General features: G+C 58.0%; 14 protein-coding genes. 3 read left to right on the top strand and 11 right to left on the bottom strand.

The genetic code is table 11. The features are described from left to right. Nucleotides 1-115 precede the first annotated feature (115 nt). From rpoD to rpsU, 3 genes are all read right to left on the bottom strand, one after another. Nucleotides 116-1,963 (bottom strand): RNA polymerase sigma factor RpoD, encoded by a 1,848-nt coding sequence (gene rpoD, locus IAI51_RS24645; protein ID WP_187680843.1) that lies wholly within the window; start codon nucleotides 1,961-1,963, stop codon nucleotides 116-118. A gap of 67 nt (nucleotides 1,964-2,030) precedes the next feature. After that, the gene (dnaG, locus tag IAI51_RS24640) at nucleotides 2,031-3,995 is read right to left on the bottom strand and encodes a DNA primase (protein ID WP_187680842.1); all 1,965 of its coding nucleotides are present in this window, start codon (nucleotides 3,993-3,995) and stop codon (nucleotides 2,031-2,033) included. A 485-nt stretch (nucleotides 3,996-4,480) separates the two neighbouring features. After that, nucleotides 4,481-4,696 carry a 30S ribosomal protein S21 gene (rpsU, locus tag IAI51_RS24635; protein WP_002551877.1) on the bottom strand — a complete coding sequence of 72 codons (216 nt, stop codon included), beginning with the start codon at nucleotides 4,694-4,696 and terminating at the stop codon, nucleotides 4,481-4,483. A 199-nt stretch (nucleotides 4,697-4,895) separates the two neighbouring features. Here rpsU and tsaD point away from each other — a divergent pair, with 199 nt between their 5' ends. Continuing rightward, nucleotides 4,896-5,921 (top strand): tRNA (adenosine(37)-N6)-threonylcarbamoyltransferase complex transferase subunit TsaD, encoded by a 1,026-nt coding sequence (gene tsaD, locus IAI51_RS24630; RefSeq protein WP_187680841.1) that lies wholly within the window; start codon nucleotides 4,896-4,898, stop codon nucleotides 5,919-5,921. Nucleotides 5,922-5,944: 23 nt separating this feature from the next. Here the strand turns inward: tsaD and plsY are convergent, their stop codons facing one another. Beyond that, nucleotides 5,945-6,514: a glycerol-3-phosphate 1-O-acyltransferase PlsY gene (gene plsY / locus IAI51_RS24625; protein WP_187680840.1), complete on the bottom strand. Its 570-nt coding sequence runs from the start codon at nucleotides 6,512-6,514 to the stop codon at nucleotides 5,945-5,947. Nucleotides 6,515-6,588: 74 nt separating this feature from the next. On the opposite strand from plsY, the gene folB reads away from it, so the two are divergent. Further along, complete coding sequence (folB, locus tag IAI51_RS24620) at nucleotides 6,589-6,945, top strand: dihydroneopterin aldolase (protein ID WP_126366941.1); 357 nt, start codon at nucleotides 6,589-6,591, stop codon at nucleotides 6,943-6,945. After that, complete coding sequence (gene folK, locus IAI51_RS24615; RefSeq protein WP_187680839.1) at nucleotides 6,936-7,451, top strand: 2-amino-4-hydroxy-6-hydroxymethyldihydropteridine diphosphokinase; 516 nt, start codon at nucleotides 6,936-6,938, stop codon at nucleotides 7,449-7,451. The genes folB and folK overlap by 10 nt, the downstream gene beginning before the upstream one ends. A gap of 91 nt (nucleotides 7,452-7,542) precedes the next feature. Here folK and IAI51_RS24610 read toward each other — a convergent pair whose 3' ends face one another. The 7 genes from IAI51_RS24610 to apaG form a co-directional block, all read right to left on the bottom strand. After that, the gene (locus IAI51_RS24610) at nucleotides 7,543-8,766 is read right to left on the bottom strand and encodes a multifunctional CCA addition/repair protein (protein WP_187680838.1); all 1,224 of its coding nucleotides are present in this window, start codon (nucleotides 8,764-8,766) and stop codon (nucleotides 7,543-7,545) included. A gap of 63 nt (nucleotides 8,767-8,829) precedes the next feature. Continuing rightward, nucleotides 8,830-10,392, bottom strand: coding sequence for a SpoVR family protein (locus tag IAI51_RS24605; protein WP_187680837.1), 1,563 nt, complete (start codon nucleotides 10,390-10,392; stop codon nucleotides 8,830-8,832). After that, nucleotides 10,389-11,660: a YeaH/YhbH family protein gene (locus IAI51_RS24600; RefSeq protein WP_187680836.1), complete on the bottom strand. Its 1,272-nt coding sequence runs from the start codon at nucleotides 11,658-11,660 to the stop codon at nucleotides 10,389-10,391. Before IAI51_RS24600 ends, IAI51_RS24605 begins: the two co-directional genes overlap by 4 nt. 119 nt (nucleotides 11,661-11,779) lie before the next feature. Then, entirely contained in the window at nucleotides 11,780-13,702 is a 1,923-nt protein-coding gene (locus IAI51_RS24595; RefSeq protein ID WP_007910115.1) for a PrkA family serine protein kinase, read from the bottom strand. A gap of 294 nt (nucleotides 13,703-13,996) precedes the next feature. Then, complete coding sequence (gene glpE, locus IAI51_RS24590; protein WP_187680835.1) at nucleotides 13,997-14,326, bottom strand: thiosulfate sulfurtransferase GlpE; 330 nt, start codon at nucleotides 14,324-14,326, stop codon at nucleotides 13,997-13,999. Between the two features lie 33 nt (nucleotides 14,327-14,359). After that, nucleotides 14,360-15,241: a symmetrical bis(5'-nucleosyl)-tetraphosphatase gene (locus tag IAI51_RS24585; protein ID WP_187680834.1), complete on the bottom strand. Its 882-nt coding sequence runs from the start codon at nucleotides 15,239-15,241 to the stop codon at nucleotides 14,360-14,362. Next, complete coding sequence (gene apaG / locus IAI51_RS24580) at nucleotides 15,241-15,621, bottom strand: Co2+/Mg2+ efflux protein ApaG (RefSeq protein ID WP_187680833.1); 381 nt, start codon at nucleotides 15,619-15,621, stop codon at nucleotides 15,241-15,243. Before apaG ends, IAI51_RS24585 begins: the two co-directional genes overlap by 1 nt. Between the last annotated feature and the right edge of the window lie 15 nt (nucleotides 15,622-15,636).

Genomic DNA, 15,636 nt, shown 5'->3' with positions numbered 1-15,636 from the left:
TATGGCACGGGGGTGATTGTTTCGAGTGTAGACGGGGTATGCGGGGGAGGGGTGGTGCGAGGAATTTAATCTGCCATATAAACAAAACCCCCGGCCTGGGCCGGGGGTTCTGGTATCACTCGTCGAGGAAGGAGCGCAGATGCTCGCTTCGCGTCGGATGGCGCAGCTTGCGCAGCGCCTTGGCTTCGATCTGACGGATCCGCTCACGCGTTACGTCAAACTGTTTGCCCACTTCTTCGAGCGTATGGTCGGTGTTCATGTCGATACCGAAACGCATGCGCAGTACCTTGGCTTCACGGGCAGTGAGGCCGGACAGGACTTCGCGAGTCGCTTCTTTCAGACTCTCGACAGTGGCGACATCGATTGGCGACTGCATGGTCGAGTCTTCGATGAAGTCACCCAGATGGGAGTCTTCGTCATCACCGATCGGGGTTTCCATGGAGATCGGCTCTTTAGCGATCTTCAATACTTTACGGATCTTGTCCTCAGGCATTTCCATGCGTTCGCCCAGCTCTTCCGGGGTCGGTTCGCGACCCATTTCCTGCAACATCTGCCGGGAAATGCGGTTGAGCTTGTTGATCGTCTCGATCATGTGCACCGGAATACGGATGGTGCGGGCCTGGTCGGCGATCGAGCGAGTGATCGCCTGACGGATCCACCAGGTGGCATAAGTCGAGAACTTGTAACCACGACGGTATTCGAACTTGTCCACCGCTTTCATCAGACCGATGTTGCCTTCCTGGATCAGATCGAGGAATTGCAGGCCGCGGTTGGTGTACTTCTTGGCGATCGAGATCACCAGACGCAAGTTCGCTTCAACCATCTCTTTCTTCGCGCGGCGGGCCTTGGCCTCACCGATCGACATGCGACGGTTGATGTCCTTGATCTCAGCGATGGTCAAACCGGTTTCGGTTTCCAGCGCCGTCAGCTTCTGCTGGCAACGGATGATATCCGGCTGAACACGGCCAATGGCTTCGGCGTACTTGCTCTTGCCTTTGGCCAGAGCGTCGGACCAGCTTTCGTCGACTTCGTTGCCCGGGAACTGACGCAGGAAATCGGCGCGTGGCATACGTGCATCACGTACACACAGCTGCATGATCGCGCGCTCTTGCTGACGCAGACGATCCAGGGCACTGCGAACACGCTCGACCAGGCCTTCGAATTGCTTCGGTACCAGTTTGATCGGCATGAACAGCTCGGCCAGTGCCAGCAACTCGGCAATCGCTGCCTTGTTGCTGCGGCCGTGCTTTTTCAGCGCCTTGCGGGTGATTTCCATCTGATCGGACACAGCGCCGAAACGCTGGGCAGCGATGACCGGATCCGGACCGCTTTCGGCTTCTTCTTCGTCATCGGAAGATTCGGCTTCGTCGTCGTCCTCGGCGTCGTCAGCCTTGACGGCTTTCGGATCGACCGGCGGCGGCACTTCCGCCGCAGGCGGCGCAATGCCGTCGTCCGGGTCGATATAACCGCTCAGGACGTCGGACAGGCGACCACCTTCGGTGGTGACGCGAGTGTACTCGGAGAGAATGTGGTCAACCGTGCCAGGGAAGTGCGCGATTGCGCTCATCACTTCACGGATGCCCTCTTCGATACGCTTGGCGATTTCGATTTCGCCTTCACGAGTCAGAAGCTCGACCGTACCCATTTCACGCATGTACATGCGCACAGGGTCAGTGGTGCGACCGATATCGGTCTCTACCGCTGCCAGCGCGGCTGCTGCTTCTTCCGCAGCGGCCTCGTCGGTATCGGCGTCGGCCAACATAAGGGCGTCCGCATCCGGAGCACTCTCGTGTACGGGGATCCCCATGTCGTTAATCATGCGGATGATGTCTTCCACCTGCTCAGGATCTGAAATATCCTCGGGCAGGTGGTCGTTGACCTCGGCGTAAGTCAGATACTTCTGCTCACGACCCAGTTTGATCAACTCAATAATACGAGACTGCTGTTGCGCTTTTCCGGACATAACACCCTATCCACTGAAGGTCTTGGCGGGCAAAAAACAAGCCGAGGATTATACCTGAGCTATGACCTCACGCGCCAGTTGAGGTCGGGTTTGATGCGGAAACATTGCGACTTAGAAGGTCGCGCAGTTGATTTTTCTCTTCAATACTCAGTTCGCTTTGACGCGCTTTCCTGAGCAACTGTTCCAGATTTCGCTCGCGTTGGCGGGCTGACAAGCTAGTAATGGTGTCGAAAAACTGTTGTTCAAGGTTATCTCCATCAATCAGCCATTCCTTTTCTGCCAGCGCCTTGAGCAATCGGCCCTGTTCAGTGCCGTGCCATCGCGCGATCAGTTGAAATGAGTTTAGCTTGGGATTCTTCTGTACGGCTTCGAGCAGCGCTACCAGCAGCTGCGCGTTGGTCTGATTTTCGTCCGCTATGTGCCCGGCGTCTTCGACGCGCTCGGCCAATTGCGGGTGATGAAGCAGTGTGCGCAGTGCCGTCAGGGTTGGTGACTCGACACCAATCGGCGTCCGTGGACGCTGCTGATCGCGATCGCCGCCACGCTTGCCGTTCTTGTCCCAAGGCTTCTTGTCCCATTTCTTGCCGCCGGCGCCGGGTTTCTTCGGCGTCCATTCCTGCTGCGGCACGTACAAATCCTGTGCCTGCGGCTGATGGTAGTCGCTGTAGTCCGGCATTGCGTCGTAATCGATGCTCGGATCATAGGCGGGCGGTGCTTCCTGCGGCGCGCTTTGAGCGAGCTGGCTGACGGTTTCACTACTCAGGCCGGTGATTTCGGTCAGGCGCTGACGCATCAGGATGCGCAGATTGGCCCCTGGCACTTTGTCGATCAACGGTGCGGCAAGGGTGGCCATGTGGGCCTTGCCTTCGAGCGAGCGCGGGTCGGCTTCTTCGGTCAGTTGCTGGAAGAAATAATCTGCCAGCGGCTGCGCATGCTGATTGATTCGGGCCTTGAACGCATCGGTGCCTTCGGCGCGAACCAGGGTGTCCGGGTCTTCGCCTTCAGGCAGAAACAGGAATCGCGCACGGCGCCCGTCTTGCAGGCATGGAAGTGTTGCCTCCAGCGCGCGCCATGCGGCGTTGCGGCCAGCCTGGTCGCCGTCGAAGCAGAACAATACGTTCGGAACGACGCGGAAAAGACGTTTCAAATGTTCTTCGCTGGTCGCGGTACCCAGCGTCGCGACGGCATTGCGCAAGCCCTGTTGGGCGAGGGCGATGACGTCCATGTAACCCTCGACGACGATGATTTCGTCGAGGTTTCGGTTGTTCTTGCGCGCTTCATAGAGGCCGTAAAGTTCCTGGCCTTTATGGAAAACCGGAGTTTCCGGCGAGTTCAGGTACTTCGGCTTGTCATCGCCCAGCACGCGGCCACCGAAAGCGATGATGCGCCCGCGCGTGTCGCGGATCGGGAACATCACGCGATCGCGGAAGCGGTCATAGCGTTTGCCGGTTTCGGCGTTCTCGATCAGCAAGCCGGCGTCGACCATGGCCTTCTGTTGCAAAGTGTCGCTGCTTAAGTGTTTGAACAGGTTGTCCCAGCCGGGTGGCGCAAAGCCGAGGCCGAAATCCCGAGCGATCTCGCCAGTCAGGCCGCGGCCCTTGAGGTAATCCACCGCAGCTTTGCGCGATGGGTGGCTCTTGAGTGCCTGCCGATAAAAGTCGGCGGCTGCAGTGAGCAAAGGGTATAGCGGCGAATCGGTCGGTTGTCGCGGTTTGTGCGCGCGGCCGCTTTCTTCGCGGGGGATTTCCATGCCGGCGGCTTTCGCCAGATCTTCGACTGCCTGGGGGAAGTCCAGGTTGTCGTGGTCCATGAGGAAGCCGAGGGCATTACCGCCAGCGCCGCAACCGAAGCAGTAATAGAACTGCTTGTCGGGGCTGACGCTGAAAGACGGGGTTTTCTCTTTGTGAAACGGGCAGCAGGCGGTGTAGTTTTTGCCTGCTTTTTTTAGCTGCACACGCGAGCTGACCACGTCGACGATGTCGGTGCGGTTCAGGAGGTCGTCAATAAAGCTCTGGGGAATCAGCCCGGCCATCGCGTTCTCGTCGTCTGCGCTGTAATGAGTCCGATGCGAAGGGCGGCCGGACGCGGGTCGTTGTTTGAAGCACGCAAAATGTGCGGCTCGACCGGTGTCGTCTGCGTAATCGCTGTCGGGAAGTGTATCTGCCGAAAATCCACTGACGTTAGTACCAATCAGCCTTCGACTATTTGAAAGTGTTGCGCTGAATCCGCTGACGGCCGGTTAATGGCCTCGGATAGCTCAATAAAGCGGGCACGCATGCAGGTGCCTTGGGCTGATCGTCGTGAGAGGAATCAGTGGGTGTGCTCGTCAGTAGCCTTTAAAGGCTCGTCAGAAAAGACGTGCACCGCTGGCAAAAGAGCCAGGTCTGACGCGTGAAGCAGATTTGTCTTGGTCGCATGTGCGGCTTTGACGGTGAAGCATCAAGCGTTTTACGCAAATGCCATTAGCCCGGCTGAGAGCCGGGCTTAGGCAAGAAGCTTGCTACGAACGTCTGTGTATTAGTACAGACGAACGGCGCGGCGCTGTTCGCGCTGAACTTTCTTGGCGTGACGCTTAACAGCGGCTGCTGCTTTACGCTTACGCTCAGAAGTTGGCTTCTCGTAAAATTCGCGGCTACGAACTTCAGCCAGTACACCGGCTTTTTCGCAGGAGCGCTTGAAACGACGCAGAGCTACGTCGAAGGGTTCGTTCTCTTTAACTTTGACGGCTGGCATCCAGAGCTACCTTCATTCATTACCGGGGTCAACATCCTCGCGGCAAAAGAGCACTTGAAGACGTCGGTTTTTAAGGGTTGCGGATGTTAACCCCTCATCGCTCGGAATGCAAAGCCTCTGATCGAAAACCGCTGGCCGGGGCATCACGCGGCGACTATTATGCGCGCCTTCGAAGTCAGCCTAAACAAGGCGAAAACCCATGCTAGTACTGGGATTAGAAACCTCCTGCGACGAAACCGGCGTCGCATTATATGACAGTGAACGCGGGCTGCTGGCCGACGCACTGTTCAGTCAGATCGACCTGCATCGCGTGTATGGCGGTGTGGTGCCTGAGCTGGCCTCGCGTGATCACGTCAAGCGCATGCTGCCCTTGATTCGTCAGGTGTTGGCCGAGGCTGACCGTGTGCCGACCGAGATCGATGCGATCGCTTATACCGCGGGTCCTGGCCTGGTTGGCGCTCTGCTGGTTGGTGCTTCCTGTGCTCAAGCGCTGGCGTTTGCCTGGGGCATTCCGGCACTCGGCGTGCATCATATGGAAGGTCATTTGTTGGCACCTATGCTGGAGCCAAAACCACCGGAATTTCCGTTCGTCGCTTTGTTGGTCTCCGGCGGTCATACGCAGCTTGTTCAGGTCGATGGCATCGGCCAATACACCTTGCTTGGCGAGACGCTCGACGATGCTGCCGGTGAAGCGTTCGACAAAACCGCGAAGATGATGGGCCTCAATTACCCAGGCGGACCGGAAATTGCCAAGCTGGCGGAGAAGGGCGCTGCAGGACGTTTTACTTTTCCGCGTCCGATGTGTGATCGCCCGGGGCTGGATTTCAGCTTCAGCGGTCTGAAAACCTTCGCCCTCAATACTTGGCAGCAATGCGTCAGCGCCGGTGACGACAGCGAGCAAGCCCGTTGCGACATCGCGCTGGCGTTCCAGCAGGCCGTGGTGGAGACTTTGACTATCAAGTGCAAGCGTGCCCTGAAACAGGCGGGCATGAAGCGTCTGGTCATCGCGGGTGGCGTCAGCGCAAACAAGGCTTTGCGTGTTTCGCTGGAGAAAATGCTCGGCGACATGAAGGGCGATGTGTTTTACGCCCGTCCCGAGTTCTGCACCGACAATGGCGCGATGATCGCGTTTGCCGGTTGCCAGCGTTTGCAGGCCGGTCAGCAGGAAAGTCTGGCGATCAGCGTGCAGGCGCGCTGGCCGATGGAGCAGTTGTCGGCGTTGTAATGGGCAGTGCGGGAGGCCGGCATTTAAAAATGCCGTTCGCGCCCGGCAAACAGGTCGCGTAGATTGCCGCGGTGGCGCCAGACGATCAGTAGCGTCAAGGCGCTCATCGGCAGCAAAGCCTTTGGCTCTTGCCAGGCGAGCAGCGGCAGGGTCAGTGGCGTGGCGATCAGCGCCGCCAGTGAGCTGGTACGGGTCAGGTAAAACGTTAGCAGCCATGCGCACACCGCTAACAGCGCAGCCGGCGGATACAGGCCCAGCAGCATGCCGGCGGCAGTGGCGACGCCTTTGCCGCCGCGAAAGCGGAAGTACAGCGGGAACAGGTGACCGATCACGGCGCATACGCCTATCCAGGCCTGATCCTGCAGCGAGAGGCCGACAGCCGATGCGATCAGCACCGGCAGCAAGCCTTTGCACAGATCACCCAGCAGGGTCAGGATCGCGAGTTTGCGGCCGGCCAAGCGCAGCATGTTGGTGGCGCCGGCATTGCCCGAGCCACTCATTCGCGGATCCGGGTTTCCGGTCAGGCGGCTGAGCAAAATGGCGAAGGACAGCGAGCCGAGCAGGTAGGCGAGAGTCGCCAGTAACCAAAACATGCTAACTATTCCGGGCGAGGACGCCCTGATTCTAACGGCGCATTGCGCCCTTGTCGTGCAGCGGAGAAAAGTGCTTGGACAGAGTGTTTATCGAGGGCCTGGAAGTTGACACCGTTATCGGTGCCTACGACTGGGAGCGCGGCATCCGACAGTGCTTGCGTCTTGATCTGAGCTTCGCCTGGGACAATCGCCCGGCCGCCGCCGGTGACGACCTGACCCTTGCGCTCGATTACGCCAGCGTTTCCACGCGCATCCAGGCCTTTGCCGAGCAGGCACAGTTCCAGTTGGTCGAGACTTTCGCCGAGCGCCTGGTCGAAGTGCTGATGACTGAATTCAACATCACCTGGGTGCGTTTGAAGCTGACCAAGCCCGGCGCCGTGCCGGCTGCCAAGGGTGGAGTGGGCGTGGAGATCGAGCGCGGATGTCGCTGACTCAGGTGTATCTCGGGCTTGGTAGCAATATCGAGCGTGAAACCCATTTGTGCGCCGGTCTTGATGCGCTGGCGACGTTTCTGGTGGATATCCGCTGTTCGGCGGTGTTCGAAAGCCAGCCGGTGGGGATCAAGAGTGGGCCGTTCTTCAACTTTGTGGTGTCGGCGTATACCGACCTGCCGTTGATGGAGCTGGATCGGCGCTTGAAATTTATCGAGGCGGATAACGGTCGCTATGCGCCGGATCGCAAGGGGTTGCCGCTGGACATCGACGTGCTGCTGTACGGCGATCTTGTGGGAAACTTCGACGGATTGGTCCTGCCGCGAGCCGAAATTCTGAAAAATGCTTTTGTGTTGTGGCCGCTGTCGCTGATTGCGCCGGATCGGGTGCATCCCGGTGTGGGAAAAAGCTTCGCCACGCTGTGGGCGGAGGCGCAGATTGATCAGGTGTTGGCGCCGGTGGGGTTTGAGTGGCGGGGCGAGCAGCTCACACCTCTGAATCTTTAAAAGCAAAAGATCGCAGCCTTCGGCAGCTCCTACACAGGGATTCCCGTTTACATGTAGGTGCTGCCAAAGGCTGCGATTTTTAGATCTTGCTTCAAGCGTTTTCTTTGTAAGCCTTCAACGCCTTGAGCCGTTCACGTTTGAGTGCTTCGCCCAGATCCGGGCCTTTGAATCCCTTCTCCAGCAATGGCTGCACCGGTACGCCGCGCGCAGCATTCGCCGCGCCGCGCAAATAATCCGCCTGTGGATAACTTCTCTGCTCCAGACCTTTGCGCCCGCGTGCATCCATCTCGCACGCGGCAATAAATTCCTCAAAGCGCTGGGGCCGACGATACACATCAAAGCTCTGCAACAATTCCAGCAGCGTTGAAGCCTTCAACTCCAGGGCGCGGTGGCCATGGGTATGATATTGGCAAACCAGTAGCGCCAATTCCTGACAGTCCTTCGGCGCCTTGAAACGCTCGTTGACCGCTTTGATCAGCTTCAGTCCCTTATGCTCATGGGCAATGTGTCGCGGCCATTCCTCTTCTGGCGTCAGCCCCTTGCCGAGATCATGCAGCAGGCACGCCCAGCGAACGGTCAGCGGTTGTTTGTACAGCGCTGATTGCTCCAGCACGCTGAGGGTGTGGATGCCGCTGTCGATTTCTGGATGATGGATTTCCGGTTGAGGCACGCCGAACAGAGCGTCGACTTCCGGCATCAGTACTTTCAGCGCGCCGCAATCACGCAGTACCTGAATGAACACCTGAGGCTGATCTTCCATCAGTGCACGGGAGATTTCTTTCCAGCTGCGCTCAGCCGTCAAAGCTTCCAGTTCGCCGGACTCACTGAGTTGGCGCATCAGTTCCAGTGTCTCTGGTGCGACGGTAAAACCGAGCCCTGCATAGCGAGCGGCAAAGCGGGCAACACGCAATACTCGGAGGGGATCTTCGGCGAATGCCGGGGACACGTGACGCAGAACCCGATCCTCAAGATCGCGCTGGCCATGATAAGGATCGGTCAGATTGTGCTGATCGTCCTCGGCCATGGCGTTGATGGTCAGGTCGCGGCGGATCAGGTCTTCTTCAAGCGTAACCTCGGGGCTGGCGTGAAACGTGAAACCGCCGTAGCCGCGACCGCTTTTGCGCTCGGTGCGGGCGAGGGCGTATTCCTCGCCACTTTTCGGATGAAGAAATACCGGGAAGTCCGCACCCACCGGACGAAACCCCTTGGCAAGCATCTCGTCAGCAGTAGCGCCTACTACCACCCAGTCGATATCAGTGACCGGTTTGCCCAGCAAGCGATCACGCACCGCGCCGCCGACCTTATAAATCTGCATAAAAAACCTCCGTTGGCCCGACAGGATAACCCTTGCGTCGGACTTTCGGAGGCCAGAACCGGATCAAAGATGAATGACGGCCAGATCGAGCCGACCGTAATCCCCTTCGCTGTGTTCACTGCGTGGCGGTACGTGATGGGTTTTCATGATCTGGTCGCCTTGCAGGGTTTCCAGATGAATGTCGAAGCCCCACAAGCGATGCAAGTGTTTCAGGACTTCTTCGGTGGAGTCGCCCAATGGTTTGCGATCGTGTTGCTGGTGACGCAGGGTCAGTGAGCGGTCGCCGCGACGATCGATGCTGTAGATCTGCACGTTGGGTTCGCGATTGCCGAGGTTGTACTGCGCTGCCAGGGTTTCGCGGATGATTCGGTAGCCGGTTTCGTCATGGATCGCCGGTACCAGCAGATCATCCTTTTGATCGTCATCGAGGATGCTGAACAGTTTCAGGTCGCGGATCACCTTTGGTGACAGGTACTGCAGGATGAAGCTCTCGTCCTTGAAGCTGCTCATGGCGAACTTGATGCTCGACAGCCAGTCAGTCCCGGCGATTTCCGGGAACCAGTGACGGTCTTCCTCGGTGGGCTCTTCGCACATGCGCCGGATGTCGCGGTACATGGCAAAGCCGAGCGCGTAGGGGTTGATGCCGCTGTAGTAGGGGCTGTCGAAACCAGGCTGGAACACCACGCTGGTATGGGATGTCAGGAATTCCATCATGAAACCGTCGGTGACCAGGCCTTCGTCGTACAGGTCGTTCATCAGCGTGTAGTGCCAGAACGTCGCCCAGCCTTCGTTCATCACCTGGGTCTGGCGCTGTGGATAAAAATACTGGGCGATCTTGCGCACAATCCGCACGATTTCCCGCTGCCACGGCTCGAGCAATGGCGCGTGCTTCTCGATGAAGTACAGGATGTTTTCCTGCGGCTCGGCCGGGAAGCGCGCATTGTCCTTGTCGCTGTATTTGTCTGCGCCTTTTGGAATGGTGCGCCACAGGTCGTTGATCTGCTTCTGCAGATGTTCTTCGCGATCTTTCTGCCGCCGCCGTTCCTCCTCGGCGGAAATCGGGTAGGGGCGTTTATAGCGGTCGACACCGTAGTTCATCAACGCATGGCAGGAGTCGAGCAAATCCTCGACTGCATCGATGCCGTGGCGCTCCTCGCATTGCATGATGTACTGCTTGGCGAACACCAGATAATCGATGATCGAACTGGCGTCGGTCCAGGTGCGAAACAGGTAATTGCCCTTGAAGAAGCTGTTGTGACCGTAGCACGCGTGGGCCACCACCAGCGCCTGCATGCAGATGGTGTTCTCTTCCATCAGATAGGCGATGCAGGGGTCCGAGTTGATCACGATCTCGTACGCCAGCCCCATTTGTCCGCGGCTGTAGGATTTCTCGGTGCTGAGGAAGTGTTTGCCGTAGGACCAGTGGTGGTAGCCCAGCGGCATGCCCACCGAGGCGTAAGCGTCCATCATTTGCTCGGCGGTGATGACTTCAATCTGGTTGGGGTAGGTATCCAGCGCATAGCCGGCCGCGATACGGGCGATTTCGCGGTCGTAAGTCTGGATCAGCTCGAACGTCCATTCGGAGCCGGTGGAAATGGGTTGGCGTTTCTGCTCTTTGGCGGTCATGTCACTAACCTGCGCTGGAAGAGTTCACGGAAGACCGGATAGATATCCCCGGCCGAGACCAGTTGCTGCTGGGCAAACGTGTCGGAAAAGGCTTCGGCGATGCGTTCGTATTCGTACCAGAGGGCTTGGTGTTCGCGCGGGGTGATCTCCACGTAAGTGTAGTACTGCACAAACGGCATGATCTGGTTGATGAGGATGTCGCGGCAGATTGGCGAGTCGTCGTTCCAGTTGTCGCCGTCGGAAGCCTGAGCCGCATAGATGTTCCACTCGTTGCTGGGATAACGCTCGGCCATGATCTCCTGCATCAGTTTCAGGGCGCTGGAAACGATGGTCCCGCCGGTTTCCCGTGAATAGAAAAACTCCTCTTCGTCCACTTCCCGGGCGCTGGTGTGGTGACGGATGAACACCACGTCGATCTTGTCGTAGTTCCGCTTCAGGAACAGGTACAGCAGGATGAAAAAGCGCTTGGCAATGTCCTTGGTCGCCTGGGTCATGGAGCCTGAGACGTCCATCAGGCAGAACATCACTGCTTTGGAACTGGGATTGGGCTGCTTGATCAGGAGGTTATATTTCAAGTCGAAGGTATCGAGGAACGGTACGCGATGAATGCGCGCGCTGAGTTTTTCGATCTCTGCCTCGAGTTCCTGAATATCGCCGAAGTTGTCAGGCTCTTCACGCTTGATGCGCGCCAGTTCTTCTTTGGCTTCACGCAGTTTCGCGCGGCTGCTGCCCGACAGGGCGATACGCCGTGCGTGGGCTGAGCGCAGGGTGCGGATGATGTTGATGCGCGAAGGGTTGCCTTCGTTGCTGATCCCCGCGCGCACGGTTTTGAAGGTATCGGTGCCGCTCAGGTTGCGTTTCACCAGGTTCGGCAGTTCGAGGTCTTCGAACATGAATTCCAGAAATTCTTCCTGGGTGATCTGGAAGACAAACTCATCCATGCCTTCGCCGGAGTTGCCGGCCTTGCCCGGTCCGCGTCCGCCGCCGCCTCCCGGTGGGCGGGCGATGTGTTCGCCGGCAGTGAATTCCTTGTTGCCAGGATGAACCACGGTCTGCTTGCCGCCACGGCCGTGGTGAAGCACCGGTTCGTCGATGTCGCGACCAGGAATGCTGATCTGTTCCCCGTGTTCCATATCCGTGATGGAGCGCCGGCTGACCGCCTCTTCGACAGCCTTCTTGATGTGGTCACGGTAACGCCGCAGGAACCGCTGGCGGTTCACCGTGCTCTTGTTCTTGCCATTGAGACGTCGGTCGATCACATAGCTCATACGTGGCCCTCCGGGCAGCTTCAAGTTGTGAGCTGCAAGCTGCAAGTAGACGCCATTGCCCGAACGTCAGGCTCATGCGCTTTTTTCTTGCAGCTCGTAGCTGTTAGCTTGCAGCTGCTTCACTGCGATTTCCGGACCCGTAGGTACCATTCGGACAGAAGCCTTACCTGTTTGTCGGTATAGCCGCGTTCGACCATTCGTGTAACGAAGTCGTTGTGCTTCTGCTGATCCTCTTTGCTCGCCTTGGCGTTGAAGCTGATGACCGGCAGCAGATCTTCGGTGTTCGAGAACATTTTCTTCTCGATGACCACCCGCAGTTTTTCGTAGCTGAGCCAGGTCGGGTTCTTGCCATTGTTGTTAGCCCGGGCGCGCAGTACGAAGTTGACGATCTCGTTGCGGAAGTCCTTCGGATTGCTGATGCCGGCCGGTTTTTCGATTTTCTCCAGTTCTTCGTTCAGCGCGACGCGGTTGAGGATTTCGCCAGTTTCCGGATCGCGGTACTCCTGATCCTGAATCCAGAAATCCGCATACAGCACGTAGCGGTCGAAGATGTTCTGGCCGTATTCGCTGTAAGACTCCAGGTACGCGGTCTGGATCTCCTTACCAATGAATTCGATATAACGCGGTGCCAGGTATTCCTTCAGGTAGCGCAGATAACGTTCGCGGGTTTCAGCCTGGAACTGTTCCTGCTCGATCTGCTGCTCCAGGACATAGAGCAAGTGCACCGGGTTGGCGGCGATTTCATGTGGATCAAAGTTGAATACCTTGGAGAGGATCTTGAACGCGAAGCGGGTCGACAGGCCGTTCATGCCTTCATCCACGCCTGCCGAGTCGCGGTATTCCTGAATCGACTTGGCTTTAGGGTCGGTGTCCTTGAGGTTCTCACCGTCGTACACGCGCATCTTCGAATAGATATTGGAGTTTTCCGGCTCCTTGAGGCGCGACAACACGGTGAACTGCGCGAGCATCTTCAAGGTATCTGGCGCGCAGTGGGCCTTGGCCAGGGAGCTGTTGAACAGCAGTTTGTCGTAGATCTTCACTTCATCGCTGACTCGCAGGCAGTACGGCACCTTGACGATGTAGATTCGGTCGATGAAGGCCTCGTTGTTCTTGTTGTTACGGAAGGTGTGCCATTCCGATTCGTTGGAGTGGGCCAGCAGAATACCGGTGAACGGAATCGCGCCTAGACCTTCGGTACTGTTGTAGTTGCCTTCCTGGGTTGCGGTCAGCAATGGGTGCAGCACCTTGATCGGTGCCTTGAACATTTCGACGAATTCCATCAGGCCCTGGTTGGCCCGGCACAGCGCACCGGAATAGCTGTAGGCATCGGCGTCGTTCTGTGGGTATTCCTCGAGTTTGCGGATGTCGACCTTACCGACCAGTGCGGAGATGTCCTGGTTGTTCTCGTCACCTGGCTCAGTCTTGGCCACGGCGATCTGATTGAGGATCGACGGATACAGTTTGACCACGCGAAACTGACTGATGTCGCCACCGAACTCGGCCAGGCGCTTGGTCGCCCATGGCGACATGATGGTGTTCAGGTAGCGCCGTGGAATGCCGAAGTCTTCCTCAAGGATCGCGCCATCTTCGGTGGCATTGAACAGACCCAATGGCGACTCGAACACCGGCGAACCTTTGATCGCGTAGAAAGGGACTTTCTCGATCAGTTGTTTCAGCTTCTCGGCCAGGGACGATTTACCACCGCCGACGGGGCCGAGCAGATAGAGGATTTGTTTCTTCTCTTCCAGGCCTTGGGCTGCGTGGCGGAAATACGAGACGATCTGGTCGATGCATTCTTCCATCCCGTGGAAGTCTTCAAAGGCCGGATAGCGACGGATCACCTTGTTGGAGAAGATGCGCGACAGCCTGGAGTTGGTCGAGGTGTCGAGCAGTTCCGGTTCGCCGATGGCCAGCAATAGACGCTCGGCGGCGGAAACATAAGCGCTGCGGTCTTTCTTGCACAGCTCCAGGTACTCTTGCAGCGAGAGTTCTTCCTGGCGTGTAGATTCGAAGCGTTGTTGGAAGTGGCTAAAGATACTCATGACGTCACCTCGCTCGATACGTGGAGCCGACGCCGGATCACTCAGTCGATGCTGGCAAGCAGCCGCTGTGGCCACTTGTTTACCCCCCAGAACACTTTCGCGGTCGACAACCTTGAAAGTCACTCCCGATGACCCGTGCGCCGGTGTACCGGCTCTCCCCTGATTTGGATGGCCTGGGCTTAAGGATAGTTGGGAATTCGGGAGGTAAAGGCGAGATACGTAATTAGTTGTGGCAGACCGTTCGTCTGCCGTGCGCAGGCCCACGGAAGCCGGGGCCTGCGCATGACAAAAAAATTATTCGGAGGTGCCTTGCGCAGTTTCCGAAGGGTAAGTCGTACGCCAGAGCTCGAAGCCGCCATCCATGCTGTAGACGTCGGAGAAGCCCTGACTGATCAGGTAGGCTGCGGCACTTTGGCTGGAGTTGCCGTGATAGCAGACTACGACAGTCGGTGCGTCGAGGTCAGCGGCACGGATGAAATCCGAGATGGAAACGTTATCCAGATGCCTGGAGCCGGCGATATGCAGTGCGGCGTAGGTTTGCGGGTCACGTACATCGACCACCACGGCGCCTTGCTCGCGCAGGGCCTGGGCCTGTTCCGGGGGGATTCGTTTGAATTCGCTCATGGCGGGTTCCTGTAGCTCGGCTGAAAGCACAGTCTAACGCAGGGCGTTGACCGGCAAAGTTTCGGGGGTAGGTGGTGCGACTGTCGGTGCTAAGCCACCGTGCTCATCGCATTTGCACGACACGCGTTCGCCGCTGTCGACGTTCATCAGGGTCAGGCTGCCGCCCCAGACACAACCGGTGTCCAGCGCCGAAATGCCAGGCTCATGGATATTGCCTTCCAGGGCAGCCCAATGGCCAAAGATGATCCGCAGGCCCCGGGTCTTGCGCTCCTTGTGCTGGAACCACGGTTTGTAGCCGGGCGGCGCAGTATCGAGGCCTTCTTTGCTTTTGAGGTCGAGCTTGCCCTCGGCGGTGCAGAAACGCATGCGCGTGAAATAGTTGGTGATGACTCGCAGACGGGAGACGCCTTTAAGGTCGTTGTCCCATTTCGACGGCTCATTGCCATACATCCCGTCAAGGAAGGCGGGAAGCAGGTTTTCATCGCGCAAAGCAGTTTCAACTTCAGCGGCGCATTTCAAGGCGCGGCGCAGTGACCATTGTGGCGGGATGCCGGCGTGGACCATGGCGACATCGCGCTGCTCGTCGTAATGCATCAGCTTTTGTTGGCGCAGCCACTCCATCAGTACGGGGCCGTCAGGGGCTTCGATGATTTCGCGCAGGGTGTCGGACTTCTTCAAACGCTCGATATGTTTACTGGCCGCCAGCAGATGCAGATCATGGTTGCCGAGCACGCAGATCAGCGACTCACGCATGCCATAGAGCAAACGCAGGGTTTCCAGAGACTGCGGGCCGCGGTTGACCAGGTCGCCTACCAGCCAGAGCTTGTCGAGCTTCGGATCGAAAGCGACTTGCTTGAGCAGGCACTTGAGCGGCTCGAGGCAACCTTGCAGGTCACCGACGGCATACGTCGCCATCAGTGCAAGGCTCCGGGGACGGCGAGGCGGAAGGGTTTGATGATGGCATCGAAATGCTTACCGTCGTCGGCGACCATTTCGTAGGTGCCCTGCATGGTGCCGACCTTGGTAGTCATCACCGTGCCGCTGCTGTAGGTGTGCTCACCGCCAGATTTGATCAGCGGCTGCTGACCCACGACACCGGCGCCGCGCACTTCTTCGACATGCCCATCACCATCGGTGATCACCCAGTGCCGCGACATCAGCCGGGCAGGGAGCTCGCCATTGTTTTGCACGGTGATGGTGTAGGCGAACGCGAAGCGGTTGTGCTCGGGTTGCGATTGGTCTGCCAGATAGTGGGTAACGACGCGGACATCGACGTGGTAACGGGAATCGGACATGCAAAGGGCCTTAAA

The organism is Pseudomonas sp. N40(2020), assembly GCF_014472415.1.
Lineage (GTDB): Bacteria > Pseudomonadota > Gammaproteobacteria > Pseudomonadales > Pseudomonadaceae > Aquipseudomonas.
The sequence above is the reverse complement of the archived record's forward strand: the minus strand, read 5'-3'. Positions and strand labels throughout refer to the sequence as shown.

Bases quoted from the DNA above. Each gene is read 5' to 3' on its own strand.
- rpoD (WP_187680843.1), bottom strand. From the start codon at position 1,963: ATGTCCGGAAAAGCGCAACAGCAGTCTCGTATTATTGAGTTGATCAAA.
- dnaG (WP_187680842.1), bottom strand. From the start codon at position 3,995: ATGGCCGGGCTGATTCCCCAGAGCTTTATTGACGACCTCCTGAACCGC.
- rpsU (WP_002551877.1), bottom strand. From the start codon at position 4,696: ATGCCAGCCGTCAAAGTTAAAGAGAACGAACCCTTCGACGTAGCTCTG.
- tsaD (WP_187680841.1), top strand. From the start codon at position 4,896: ATGCTAGTACTGGGATTAGAAACCTCCTGCGACGAAACCGGCGTCGCA.
- plsY (WP_187680840.1), bottom strand. From the start codon at position 6,514: ATGTTTTGGTTACTGGCGACTCTCGCCTACCTGCTCGGCTCGCTGTCC.
- folK (WP_187680839.1), top strand. From the start codon at position 6,936: ATGTCGCTGACTCAGGTGTATCTCGGGCTTGGTAGCAATATCGAGCGT.
- IAI51_RS24610 (WP_187680838.1), bottom strand. From the start codon at position 8,766: ATGCAGATTTATAAGGTCGGCGGCGCGGTGCGTGATCGCTTGCTGGGC.
- IAI51_RS24605 (WP_187680837.1), bottom strand. From the start codon at position 10,392: ATGACCGCCAAAGAGCAGAAACGCCAACCCATTTCCACCGGCTCCGAA.
- IAI51_RS24600 (WP_187680836.1), bottom strand. From the start codon at position 11,660: ATGAGCTATGTGATCGACCGACGTCTCAATGGCAAGAACAAGAGCACG.
- IAI51_RS24595 (WP_007910115.1), bottom strand. From the start codon at position 13,702: ATGAGTATCTTTAGCCACTTCCAACAACGCTTCGAATCTACACGCCAG.
- glpE (WP_187680835.1), bottom strand. From the start codon at position 14,326: ATGAGCGAATTCAAACGAATCCCCCCGGAACAGGCCCAGGCCCTGCGC.
- IAI51_RS24585 (WP_187680834.1), bottom strand. From the start codon at position 15,241: ATGGCGACGTATGCCGTCGGTGACCTGCAAGGTTGCCTCGAGCCGCTC.
- apaG (WP_187680833.1), bottom strand. From the start codon at position 15,621: ATGTCCGATTCCCGTTACCACGTCGATGTCCGCGTCGTTACCCACTAT.